Source organism: Streptomyces sp. NPDC047081 (assembly GCF_040643775.1).
Taxonomy (GTDB): Bacteria; Actinomycetota; Actinomycetes; order Streptomycetales; family Streptomycetaceae; genus Streptomyces.
Map to the genome: position 1 here is coordinate 337,700 of NZ_JBEYUY010000009.1, position 11,624 is coordinate 349,323.

10 protein-coding genes are annotated in these 11,624 nt (G+C 70.1%); 5 read left to right on the plus strand and 5 right to left on the minus strand.

Annotation, left to right across the window (positions count from 1 at the left end):
* Positions 1-26: 26 nt before the first annotated feature.
* On the minus strand, positions 27-1,457 hold the full coding sequence (locus ABZ848_RS20135; protein ID WP_360833509.1) for an MFS transporter: 1,431 nt from the start codon (positions 1,455-1,457) through the stop codon (positions 27-29).
* 110 nt (positions 1,458-1,567) lie between these two features.
* Here ABZ848_RS20135 and ABZ848_RS20140 point away from each other — a divergent pair, with 110 nt between their 5' ends.
* Positions 1,568-2,464, plus strand: coding sequence for a helix-turn-helix transcriptional regulator (locus tag ABZ848_RS20140; protein WP_360833547.1), 897 nt, complete (start codon positions 1,568-1,570; stop codon positions 2,462-2,464).
* A gap of 50 nt (positions 2,465-2,514) precedes the next feature.
* On the opposite strand, the gene ABZ848_RS20145 is transcribed toward ABZ848_RS20140, so the two are convergent.
* Positions 2,515-3,960: an MFS transporter gene (locus ABZ848_RS20145; protein ID WP_360833511.1), complete on the minus strand. Its 1,446-nt coding sequence runs from the start codon at positions 3,958-3,960 to the stop codon at positions 2,515-2,517.
* A 98-nt stretch (positions 3,961-4,058) separates the two neighbouring features.
* Here ABZ848_RS20145 and dusB point away from each other — a divergent pair, with 98 nt between their 5' ends.
* Entirely contained in the window at positions 4,059-5,201 is a 1,143-nt protein-coding gene (gene dusB / locus ABZ848_RS20150; RefSeq protein WP_360833549.1) for a tRNA dihydrouridine synthase DusB, read from the plus strand.
* Positions 5,202-5,501: 300 nt separating this feature from the next.
* On the opposite strand, the gene ABZ848_RS20155 is transcribed toward dusB, so the two are convergent.
* Together ABZ848_RS20155 and ABZ848_RS20160 are read right to left on the minus strand one after the other, a co-directional pair.
* A complete protein-coding gene (locus ABZ848_RS20155; RefSeq protein ID WP_360833513.1) occupies positions 5,502-6,326 on the minus strand; it encodes a purine-nucleoside phosphorylase in 825 nt (274 codons plus the stop codon).
* A 146-nt stretch (positions 6,327-6,472) separates the two neighbouring features.
* The gene (locus ABZ848_RS20160) at positions 6,473-6,910 is read right to left on the minus strand and encodes a gamma-glutamylcyclotransferase (protein ID WP_242771318.1); all 438 of its coding nucleotides are present in this window, start codon (positions 6,908-6,910) and stop codon (positions 6,473-6,475) included.
* 106 nt (positions 6,911-7,016) lie between these two features.
* On the opposite strand from ABZ848_RS20160, the gene ABZ848_RS20165 reads away from it, so the two are divergent.
* Positions 7,017-8,465: an NAD(P)H-quinone dehydrogenase gene (locus ABZ848_RS20165; RefSeq protein WP_360833516.1), complete on the plus strand. Its 1,449-nt coding sequence runs from the start codon at positions 7,017-7,019 to the stop codon at positions 8,463-8,465.
* Between the two features lie 166 nt (positions 8,466-8,631).
* Positions 8,632-9,600 (plus strand): DeoR/GlpR family DNA-binding transcription regulator, encoded by a 969-nt coding sequence (locus ABZ848_RS20170; protein WP_360833518.1) that lies wholly within the window; start codon positions 8,632-8,634, stop codon positions 9,598-9,600.
* A gap of 3 nt (positions 9,601-9,603) precedes the next feature.
* Here ABZ848_RS20170 and ABZ848_RS20175 read toward each other — a convergent pair whose 3' ends face one another.
* Positions 9,604-10,158 carry a TetR/AcrR family transcriptional regulator gene (locus tag ABZ848_RS20175; RefSeq protein WP_360833551.1) on the minus strand — a complete coding sequence of 185 codons (555 nt, stop codon included), beginning with the start codon at positions 10,156-10,158 and terminating at the stop codon, positions 9,604-9,606.
* A 216-nt stretch (positions 10,159-10,374) separates the two neighbouring features.
* Here ABZ848_RS20175 and ABZ848_RS20180 point away from each other — a divergent pair, with 216 nt between their 5' ends.
* Complete coding sequence (locus ABZ848_RS20180; RefSeq protein WP_360833520.1) at positions 10,375-11,337, plus strand: helix-turn-helix transcriptional regulator; 963 nt, start codon at positions 10,375-10,377, stop codon at positions 11,335-11,337.
* Positions 11,338-11,624: the final 287 nt, after the last annotated feature.

Genomic DNA, 11,624 nt, shown 5'->3' on the forward strand with positions numbered 1-11,624 from the left:
CGAGTTGTCCAACCCGTGAACTTTGCTCAGCCGATGGTCCTCGGCAGCCGCAGGCTCAGCAGGCCGGTCAGGGCCACGCAGCCGAGTTGGGTGAGGAGGGTGACGACCAGGGCGTCCCGCATGCCCAAGTGGGGGACCAGGGACAGGAAGAGGGTGCCCAGGGCGGCCACGCCGAGCGCGAGGGCCGACTGCTGGGTCGTCATCATCACACCGCTGCCGACACCGGCCCGCGCGGGCTCCACCTCGGAGAGAACGACCCTGAAGATGATGGGGAGTTGGAGCGCCTGGCCCGCTCCGGCGAGGGCGGCTCCGGGAAGCAGTTCGAGAAGGCCGAGGTCCGGCCAGGCCCGCCAGGCCGCGAGGGCCATCAGGCCGACGCCGGCCGCCTGGAGCAGCGCGCCCGCGGTCACGATCCGGGTGCCGTACCGCGCGACGAGCCGCGGACCGGCGAGCGAGACGAAGAAGAAGACCACGGCCATGGGCGCCAGGGCCATGCCCGCCGGGACCGGGCCGAGGCCCGCGCCCCGCTGCAACGCCACCGCGATCACGAACATGAACCCGCTGAAGCCGACCGAGAAGGGCAGGATCATCACCAGCCCGCGCCGCAGCGAGGTCAGCGCGAACAGGCTCGGCGGGACCAGGGGCGTACGGCCGCGCCGGTCCTCCCGGCGCTCGACCAGGTAGAAGGCCGCCGCCAGGAACGGGAACGCGACCAGCGACAGCCACGTCCACAGCGGCCAGCCCGCGGTCCGCCCCTCGGTGAGCGGGGCCAGCAGGGCGAGCAGGGCCGCGGTCAGCAGCACGGTGCCGGGCCCGTCCACCGGCTCCGGGTGCTGGGAGCGGGTCTCGGGCACGCCACGGGCCGCCAGGACCAGGCCTACGACGACCACCGGGACGTTCACGAGGAACACCGCGCGCCAGCCGGTGCCGGCGATGTCGGCGGCCACCAGCACGCCGCCCAGGATCTGCCCGGCGACCATCGACAGGCCCGCCGTGGCGCCGTAGAGGCCCATCGCCTTGGCCCTGCGCTGTCCCGCGGTCGCCGACTGGATGGTGGCGAGGACCTGCGGGAGCATCGCGGCGGCCGACGCGCCCTGCAGCACCCGGGCCGCGACCAGCGTCCAGGCGCTCGGCGCGAGTCCGCAGGCCAGCGAGGTCAGGCCGAAGGCGGCCATACCGCCGAGGAAGAAACGGCGCCGGCCGAAAAGGTCGCCGAGCCGGCCGCCGAGCACGAGGAGGACGGCGTACGCCAACCCGTAGCCGGCGACGACGAGTTCGAGGACGGACTCACTCGCGTTCAGGTCCCCGCCGATCGTCGGCAGGGCCACGTTGACGATGAAGAAGTCGATGAGGGGGAGCGCCGCGGCCAGCAGCACGGTGAAGAGGCCGAGGCCGCCGAGGGTGGGCGGGGCCGCCGGTGAGCGGGAGGTGGTCCGTGAGGTGATGGTTTCGGTCACGCCTACGAGCGTGCGCCCGTTCCCAGGCTGGTACCAGAGTCTTCTTATCCTGGTAGAACCACTACCTGGAAACAGGGTGCGCGGGGCGGCAGGCTGGAGGCATGGCGACGATGGCCCAGGAACAGGCAGTACGCGGTACCGGTACCCCGCCGAGCAGGGACGTGGCCGGTTCGGTCCGGCGGCACGAGCTCGCGGCTTTTCTGCGTCACCGCCGTGAGCACATCACCCCCGAGCAGGTCGGCCTGCCCCGCGGCCGCCGGCGCCGCACCCCCGGTCTGCGCCGCGAGGAGGTCGCGCAGCTCGCCGCGGTCGGCGTGACCTGGTACACGTGGCTCGAACAGGCCCGCGACATCCAGGTCTCCGTCCAGGTCCTCGACGCCCTCGCCCGCACCCTCTTCCTGGACCCCGGGGAGCGGGCCCACCTCTTCCAGCTGGCCGGCCAGGTCGACCCGACACCGGCCACCGTCTGCCCGTCGATCACCCCGGCGGTGCGCGCGCTGCTGGCACAGCTGGACCCGGTGCCGGTGAGCGTGCAGAACAGCCGGTACGACATCCTGGCCCACAACCGCACGTACGGCCTGCTCCTGTGCGACATGGACACGGTGCCACCGCAGGACCGCAACGCGCTGGTCCTCTCCTATACGAATGCCGAGTGGCAGTCCTCGATCGTGCACCTGCAGGACGCCCAGCGGATGATGGCCGCCCGCTTCCGCGCCGCGATGGCGGGCCATCTCGCCGAGCCCGCCTGGAAGATGCTGCTCAAGCGGCTGCGGGCGGAGAGCGAGGAGTTCTGCGAGGTGTGGGACCGGCACGAGGTCATCGCGCCGAGCACGAAGCGCAAGGAGTTCGACAACCGGTATGTGGGCCGGGTGACCGTGGATCACACGGATCTGTGGCTGGGGCCGGAGTTGGGGCCGCGGATGGTCACGTATGCGCCGGCGGACGAGCAGTCGAGGGAGAAGCTGGAAAAACTGCACAAAATAGCGCTGGAGAGAGCAACCCCCTAAGGGGCGCGGGGAACGGCGCGACAAGCCCCCACCGACCCGCAGCCGCCGAACTACGCGCTGACCCCCGCGATTTGGCGAACTTCGGCAGACTCCAGCTCGTCCGCCGTCCGCTCAGCGGTCTTACGAGCCCACCGCCCACTGGTCAGCGCCCCGAGCACCAGCACCACCAGACCGCAGCCCACCAGAATCCACCACCCCGGCACCGCAGCCGACGCGAACGCCGACCTGTACGACGACGAGCCCACCCCGGACGCCAACACCGCCCCGATCACGGCAACCCCGAGCGTCTGCCCCAACTGCCGGCTCGTGGAGGCGACAGCAGCCGCGACCCCCGCCTGCGCCCTCGGCATCCCCGACACCGCCGTGTTGGTGATCGGCGCGTTCACGAACCCGAACCCGACCCCGAACACCGCGTACCCGATGAACAACGTGAGGTCGGAGGACTCCGCGTCGAACGCCGCGAACAGCACCGCGCTCGCCGTCATCGCCGCCCCCGCGATCACGAGCGACAGCCGCGGCCCCCGGTTCCCGACCAGCCGCCCCGACACCGGCGCGAACAGGAACATCGGCACGGCCATCGGCAGCATCCAGAGGCCGGCGTGCAAGGCGTCGTAACCCCGCACGTTCTGCAGGTACAGCGTCGACAGGAACAGGAACCCGCCGAGTGACGCGAACGCGCCGATCGCGATGATCGTTGCCCCGCTGAACGGAACCGACCGGAAGAAGCGCAGGTCGATGAGGGGTTCGGCGCGCCGAGGCTCGTACCGGAGCAGTCCCGTGAGTGCGAGCGCCGCGATCACCACGAACGGCAGGATCGAGGTGAACCCCGAGTCCGGCGCCTCGATGATCGCGTACGTCAGTGAGCCGAACAGCGCGATCACCAGGACCTGGCCGATCGGGTCCGGGCGGCGGGCCTTGGGCGCGCGGGACTCGGGGACGAAGCGGAGGGTGAGCAGGAGTGCCGTCAGGCCCACCGGGATGTTGACCCAGAAGATGGAGCGCCAGCCGACCGACTCCACCAGCGCGCCGCCGACGAGCGGACCGGCCGCCATGGATATGCCGACGACCGCGCCCCACACGCCGATCGCCCGTGCCCGCTCGCGCGGGTCCGTGAAGGTGTTCGTGATGATCGACATCGCGACCGGGTTGAGCATCGAGCCGCCTACCGCCTGGAGCATCCGGAAGCCGATCAACGCGTCGAGGCTGGGGGCGAGCGAGCAGAGGAGCGAGCCCAGGGAGAAGACGATCAGGCCCGCCATGAAGACCTTCTTGCGGCCGATCCGGTCGGCGGTGGAGCCGGCCAGCATCAGCAGCGAGGCCAGGACCAGGGTGTACGCGTCGATCGTCCACTGGAGCCCCGACGTGCTGGCGTCGAGTTCGTGCTGCATCGACGGGAGGGCGACGTTCAGGGCGGTGACGTCGAGGCTCACGATCAGCAGACTCATGCAGCAGATCGCGAGGATCAGAAAGCGTCGGCGGTGGCTGAGCTCGGGCATGTGGTCCAGAGTACGCCGACTTCGATAGTGTGTCTAACTAATAGTGCCGCTAACTAATGTGTGTTACATGATCATTGCCGGTGCGCGACAATGGGGCAATGTCCATGCCCTTGTCCTCTCTGCGGATCGGTCCGCACACCGTTCAGCCGCCTGTTGTCCTGGCCCCGATGGCCGGGATCACCAACGCGCCCTTTCGGACTCTGTGTCGCGAGTTCAGTGGGGGTAAAGGGCTGTTCGTCAGCGAGATGATCACCACTCGGGCGCTGGTCGAGCGCAACGAGAAGACCATGCAGCTGATCCACTTCGACGCGAGTGAGAAGCCGCGGTCGATTCAGCTGTACGGGGTGGATCCGGCGACTGTCGGCAAGGCCGTCCGCATGATCGCGGAGGAGGGGCTGGCCGATCACATCGATCTGAACTTCGGGTGTCCGGTGCCGAAGGTCACGCGGAAGGGTGGGGGGTCGGCGCTGCCGTACAAGCGGAATCTGCTGCGGGCGATTCTGCGGGAGGCGGTGAGTGGGGCCGGGGAGCTGCCGGTCACGATGAAGATGCGCAAGGGGATCGACGACGATCACATCACGTACCTCGATGCGGGGCGGATCGCGGTGGAGGAGGGGGTGACCGCGATCGCGCTGCATGGGCGTACTGCCGCGCAGCACTATGGGGGTACTGCGGATTGGGAGGCCATCGCCCGGCTCAAGGAGCACGTGCCGGAAATTCCCGTGCTCGGGAACGGTGACATCTGGTCGGCCGAGGACGCGCTGCGGATGGTTCGTGAGACGGGCTGCGACGGAGTGGTCGTCGGGCGGGGCTGCCTTGGGCGGCCATGGCTGTTCGCGGATCTGGTGGCGGCGTTCGAGGGGCGGGAGCAGGACATCGCGCGGCCGTCGCTGCGTTCGGTCGCCGACATCATGGTTCGGCACGCGACGCTGCTCGGGGAGTGGATCGGGGACGAGTCGAAGGGTGTTGTCGACTTCCGTAAGCATGTGGCCTGGTACCTGAAGGGGTTCGCGGTCGGGAGCGAGATGCGCAAGCGGCTCGCGATCACGTCGTCGTTGGCGGAACTCCGGGCCGGGCTGGACGAGTTGGAGCTCGATCAGCCGTGGCCGGTGGGGGCGGACGGGCCGCGGGGGCGTACGTCCGGGAACAACCGGGTGGTGTTGCCGGACGGGTGGCTGAAGGATCCGTACGACTGTGCGGGGATCGGTGAGGACGCCGAGCTCGACACGTCCGGGGGCTGAGGTGGGGATGCCTGCGGCGCCGCTGCGGGTTTGGTGGGGGCTTGTGTAGCGCCTTTGGTTTGGTTGTGGGTCGGGGCCGGGTCGGGGGTGTCCGTCCTCGGAATGGCGCGGAATCGGTCGGCCAGGAAGGTGCTGGGGTTGACGCGCCATTCGCTGCGGGCGGACACCCCCGCCCCGTCCCCTTCTCGCCGTACGCGGCTGCCGCGCCCCTTCAGCGGCGCATCAGGGGTGCGGGGAACTGCGCGATCAGCCCCCACCGGCTCGCCCTGTGACCGATCCTGGCACCCCCTCCTGCGACCCTCAGATCCTGCCCAGTACCTGCGCCAGCAGCGAACCCATCTGCGTCGCCGAGTCACGGCCCGCCTGCAGAACCTCCTCGTGGTTCAGCGGCTCACCGGTCATGCCCGCGGCGAGGTTGGTCACCAGGGAGATGCCCAGCACCTCCGCGCCCGCCTCACGCGCGGCGATCGCTTCCAGCACCGTCGACATGCCCACCAGGTCCGCGCCGATCACGCGGGCCATGCGGATCTCGGCCGGCGTCTCGTAGTGCGGGCCGGGGAACTGCGCGTACACGCCCTCTTCGAGCGTCGGGTCGATCTCCTTGCACAGCGCGCGCAGGCGCGGGGAGTAGAGGTCGGTGAGGTCGACGAAGTTCGCGCCGATGATCGGGGAGGTGGCGGTGAGGTTGATGTGGTCGCTGATCAGGACCGGCTGGCCGGGGCGCATGCCCTCGCGCAGGCCGCCGCAGCCGTTGGTGAGGACGACCGTCTTGCAGCCGGCGGCTACCGCGGTGCGGACGCCGTGGGCCACGGCGGCCACGCCGCGGCCCTCGTAGTAGTGGGTGCGGCCGAGGAAGACGAGCGCGCGCTTCTCGCCGATCTTGTACGAGCGGATCTTGCCGCCGTGCCCCTCGACCGCCGGCGGCGGGAAGCCGGGCAGCTCGGTGACCTGGAACTCGGCGTCGGGGCTGCCGAGGGCGTCGACGGCCGGCGCCCAGCCGGAGCCCATCACGAGGGCGACGTCGTGGGTCTCGGCGCCGGTCAGTTCGCGCAGGCGCGCGGCGGCGGCGTCGGCGGCGGCGTGGGGGTCGCCCTGGATGTCGTCCGGAAGAAGAGATGCGTTCACGCGGTCGAGGGTAGCTGGTCTGGGCCTACGCGCGTAGATGACAGAGCTCACGGGATGGCGATCGTTGTCTTGTCGTTTCCAACGAAGGATGGGGCGGAACGGGATCTATGTGATGACTGTGGTGCTGCTGTGCCTCGGCTGTGTCATTAGCAGGGGCGTTTTCTCAGCTCCATCACGTAGTCGTGGGGGGCTCCTGCGGACTCCGCCGCGTCGGCGATCTCGCCCAGGTAGCGGGCCGACGGGAGGCCGCCCTCGTAGCCGTTGAGGACGTAGACCCACGCCTGTTCCTCGCCCTCCAGGGTGTGGACGCGGACCCTGGCGCGGCGGTAGATGTCCAGGCCCACGCCCTCCCAGCGGTCCATCGACTCCTCGTCCGGCGGCGCGATGTCGTACAGCGACACGAAGACCTGGGAGAGCGGGTCCTCGACGATCGTCGCCAGCGCGCCCTCCCAGCCCATGTGCTCGCCGCCGAACGTCAGCCGCCATCCGTTCAGCCAGCCCGTGGCACGCATCGGCGAGTGGGGAGCGCGGCGGGTCATCAGCCGCGCGTCGAGATTGCCGGCGTACGCGGCGTAGAGCGACATGGGTCGAGGGTACGGCAGTGGCAACAGGGGGCTCACAGGGATCAGGCGCCTCCTGCCGACCCGTTGCCCCGCCCCCGGGCGGTAGCACCTTGAAGCGTGCGGGACAATGGGGTACGTGACTCGGATCGTGATCATCGGTGGCGGACCCGGCGGATACGAGGCGGCCCTGGTGGCCGCCCAGCTCGGCGCGGAGGTGACCGTCGTCGACTGCGACGGTCTGGGCGGAGCGTCGGTGCTGACCGACTGCGTGCCGTCGAAGACCCTTATCGCTACGGCTGAGGTCATGACGACCTTCGACTCGTCGTACGAGGAGCTGGGGATCATCGTCGCCGATGACACTCCGCCTCTGGAGCAGGCCGCGAGGGTGGTGGGGGTCGACCTCGGGAAGGTCAACCGGCGTGTCAAGCGGCTTGCGCTTGCCCAGTCGCATGACATCACCGCCTCTGTGACTCGTGCGGGGGCGCGTGTCATGCGCGGGCGGGGGCGGCTCGAGGGCATGCAGGGGCTGGACGGGTCCCGGAAGGTCGTCGTCTCGGCCGCGGACGGGAGTGAGGAGACGCTCACCGCCGATGCGGTGCTCATCGCCACCGGGGGGCATCCGCGGGAGGTGCCCGACGCTCAGCCCGACGGGGAGCGGATTCTCAACTGGACGCAGGTGTATGACCTGACCGAGCTGCCCGAAGAGTTGATCGTGGTCGGGTCCGGTGTCACCGGTGCCGAGTTCGCCGGGGCCTATCAGGCGCTCGGGTCGAAGGTCACCCTTGTCTCGTCTCGGGATCGGGTGCTCCCGGGGGAGGATCCTGATGCTGCCGCCGTGCTTGAGGATGTCTTCCGGCGTCGGGGGATGAACGTCATGGCCCGCTCCCGGGCCGCCGCCGCCAAGCGTGTCGGCGACCGGGTCGAGGTGACCCTGTCGGACGGGCGGGTCATCAGCGGGTCGCACTGTCTGATGGCCGTCGGCGCCATTCCCAACAGCGCGGGGATGGGGCTGGAGGAGGCCGGAGTACGGCTGCGGGAGTCGGGGCACATCTGGACCGACAAGGTCAGTCGGACCACCGCTCCGGGTGTGTACGCCGCCGGTGACGTGACCGGTGTCTTCGCGCTCGCCTCGGTCGCTGCGATGCAGGGGCGTATCGCCATGTACCACTTCCTCGGTGATGCGGTGGCTCCGCTGAATCTGAAGACCGTGTCCTCGAATGTGTTCACCGATCCTGAGATCGCGACCGTGGGGTACACGCAGGCCGATGTGGACGCCGGGAAGATCGACGCCCGTGTCGTGAAGCTGCCTCTGTTGCGCAATCCGCGCGCCAAGATGCAGGGCATCCGGGACGGGTTCGTGAAGCTCTTCTGCCGGCCGGGGACCGGCATCGTGGTGGGCGGTGTGGTTGTTTCGCCGCGTGCCTCGGAACTGATCCATCCGATCTCGATCGCCGTCGACAACAATCTGACGGTCGAACAGATCGCGAACGCGTTCACCGTGTATCCCTCCCTTTCGGGGTCGATCGCGGAGGTCGCACGGCAGCTGCACACCCGTAAGTCGGGTGGCGAGGTCTGACGGCCGAAACCGATTCCTCGCTGGTCACAGGGAGTTGTCGAGCATGCGTACGGCATAGGCGGGGCGGGTAGGCCCTATACCACTTCCCGCCCCTGTGTGCGAACAACTTCGTTTATTCGGCGCATACTGCTGAAAGCAGACGGTCGTTGGGGTTACTGTCAGTTTCGTGTTCGCTGCAGAACGTCGCCAATTGATCCTCGAAATGGTGCGAGCCAATGGGGCTGTATCGCTCCGTGAGCTCGCCCGCGTCGTCCAGACCTCCGAAGTGACCGTACGGCGGGACGTGCGCGCACTGGAGGCAGAAGGACTCCTCGACCGCCGGCACGGCGGTGCGGTACTGCCGGGCGGGTTCACGCGGGAGTCCGGCTTTCCGCAGAAGTCACATCTCGCGACCGCCGAGAAGACGGCCATCGCCGACCTTGCCGCGGGCTTCGTGGAAGAGGGCGAGGCCATCGTGGTGGGGGCGGGGACCACTACACAGGAGCTGGCCCGCCGGCTCGCCCGGGTGCCCGGGCTCACCGTCGTCACCAACTCCCTGCTGGTGGCACAGGCGTTGGCCCATGCCAACCGGGTCGAGGTCGTCATGACCGGCGGGACTCTGCGTGGTTCCAACTACGCGCTCGTGGGCAGCGGTGCCGAGCAGTCCCTGCAGGGGCTGCGGGTGTCCAGGGCCTTTCTGTCCGGGAGCGGGCTCACCGCGGAGCGTGGGCTGTCCACGTCCAACATGCTCTCCGCGTCCGTGGACCGGGCGCTGGTGCAGGCCGCGGCGGAGGTCGTCGTCCTCGCCGATCACACCAAGCTCGGGACGGACACCATGTTCCAGACCGTGCCGACCGATGTGATCACGCGGCTCGTGACCGATGAGCCGCCCGCCCATGACGACCGCGCGGCCACCGAGCTCCAGGCCCTCGCCGACCAGGGTGTGCAGATCGCCGTCGCCGGAGCGTCGGGGGGCTCGGGTGCGGGCGGTGATTCCGTCCCCCCGCGTCAACCGCGCCGGGACGTGGCTCTGCCGGGGCCTCGACGCGGACAGGTGCCCGGGGCGGGACCGGGGCTGCGGGCCGCGACGGTGCTCGGTGAGAGCCCACAGGGGGCCGAGCGGGCCGCGCGCGTCGCCGACCTGCGGCGGCGTTAGGCGTCAGACGCGCCCGGTCGCCAGGCCGCGCAGCGTCAAGTGGAGCAGGCGGTCGGCCAGTTGAGGGTCGGCCGGGGACTCCTCCGCGGCCAGCGCGATCGCATGGGTCAGCTGCAGGAGGTCCGTGATGGCCACGTCCTCCCGCACCCGGCCCGCCTCCTGAGCGCGCCGGAGCAGGGCCTCGCCCGCCTCGCGGATGGGGGCACTGCACCGGGACAGCGGTGAGGTGCGGTCCGACGTCACCGTCATCAGGGCCCGGGACAGGCCCCGGTACTCGCCGGCGTGCGTGACCATCTCGCCCAGCCAGGTCACCAGGGCCGTGCACGGCTCGGGCGCGTGCCGCAGTTCGTGGGCGCGGGTCAGCAGGTCGTTCACCGCGTCCTCGAAGACCGCGCTGAGCAGGGCGTGCCGGTTGGGGAAATGGCGGTACAGGGTGCCGATGCCCACGCCCGCGCGGCGCGCCACGTCCTCCAGGGAGGCGTCCGTGCCGTGCGCCGCGAAGGCCGCGCGGGCCTCGGCGAGCAGCCGCTCGTAGTTGCGGCGGGCGTCGGCACGCATGGCGCGCGGAGGCTCAGGGGTCACCGCCGTGCCCCGGTCCTCCCGGGCCTCTGACGAGGTTGCGCCCACCATGCCTCCCACCTGCTCCCTCTGTGCGCCGTCAGTGCTCCCAGGATGCCATCGAGCCCACGCACACAGGCTCCCCGCGCCCCGCGCAAGCCGTACCTTCTTCTCAGGCGGGAGCAGCGCCGGGGGAATGTGATGGACATCAGTGGTGTGGACGCACGTCGTGTGCTGACGCTCGTACGAGAGCTCGAAGAGGCGGACTCCGTCCGCGAGTTGCAGGAACGGGCGCTGCCCGGGTTACTGGGGCTGATCGCGGCCGATGCCGCCCAGTGTTATCGGCTTTCGGTGGACGGGGTGGGGCTGCAGACCCTGTCCTTGCCTCAGGAGTCCTTTCATGAGGATCCGATGGTCATCTACGACCACCCGCTCACCGAGGTGATGCTGCAGACGCCGACCTCGGAGGCCTGGCGGGTCAGCGATGTCGCGGGGGACCGGCAGTGGCAGCGGACCCACTGCTACAACCTGGACTTCCGGCCGTTCGGCATGCGGCGCCATCTTGTCGCCTCCGCCGGCTCGGACATGACCGTCGTGGAGGGGTACGCGCTCACCCGCTCCGGGACCGAGTTCAGCGAGCGGGAACGGGATCTGTTCGGGTTCGCCCAGCTCCAACTCTCCGTCGCCGAACGGACCTTGCGCGAGCGGGAGCAGCTGCGGCTGTTGTCCGCGCTTGCGTTGGAGCTCGCGGGAGGGCTGGAGAAAGGCGTCGTCTCCTTCGACGGGCAAGGGCGGCCGTACGCCCTCAACGCCGTCGCCGCGGGGCTGTTGGCCGTCGTACAGGACGATCCGCGGTTGACGCGCGGGGAGTCGTTCACCGTGCGGGACATCGAGGTGCGGTACGTTCCCGCCGCCACGGCCGGAATGCCCGCCATGCTGCTGCTGCGGGACCTCGCCCGGGCGCGGGCCGTCGCACGCGTGCTGGGGGTCACCGAGCAGGAGCACCGGACGCTGCTCCACCTCCACCAGGGGCATACGGCGACCGAGGCGGCCCGGCGGATGCGGCTCGCGCCCGCCACCGTGCGCGGCTACATCGCCTCCCTGCACCGCAAGCTGGAGGCGGGACACACGGCCGCGCTGCTGCGGAGGGGACGGGACCTCGGGCTGATCGGTGACTGAGCCGTCGTGGCGCTATGTCGCGACACCTCAGATTTGACGGCTGGTGGTGCGTGGCGGGTGCCGTTTCACTGGGGTGAGCGGGGGCTCGCTGTCGTCGGCGCCCCCGCCCTCGACCACCGTCACGGGGGACGGGGAGAAAGACGCGGCGCCCGGCGGACCGACTGCTCCGGTCCGGCGGGCGCCTCGTCGAGATGCGGGTGTCAGTCCTTGATCTCGCAGATCGCGGCGCCGGAGCTGACGGATCCGCCGATCTCCGCGGACAGGCCCTTGATGGTGCCGGACTTGTG

Coding starts and splice junctions, on each gene's coding strand:
- ABZ848_RS20140 (WP_360833547.1), top strand. CDS start 1,568: ATGGCCCAGGAACAGGCAGTACGCGGTACCGGTACCCCGCCGAGCAGG.
- ABZ848_RS20145 (WP_360833511.1), bottom strand. CDS start 3,960: ATGCCCGAGCTCAGCCACCGCCGACGCTTTCTGATCCTCGCGATCTGC.
- dusB (WP_360833549.1), top strand. CDS start 4,059: ATGTCCATGCCCTTGTCCTCTCTGCGGATCGGTCCGCACACCGTTCAG.
- ABZ848_RS20160 (WP_242771318.1), bottom strand. CDS start 6,910: ATGTCGCTCTACGCCGCGTACGCCGGCAATCTCGACGCGCGGCTGATG.
- ABZ848_RS20165 (WP_360833516.1), top strand. CDS start 7,017: ATGGGGTACGTGACTCGGATCGTGATCATCGGTGGCGGACCCGGCGGA.
- ABZ848_RS20175 (WP_360833551.1), bottom strand. CDS start 10,158: ATGCGTGCCGACGCCCGCCGCAACTACGAGCGGCTGCTCGCCGAGGCC.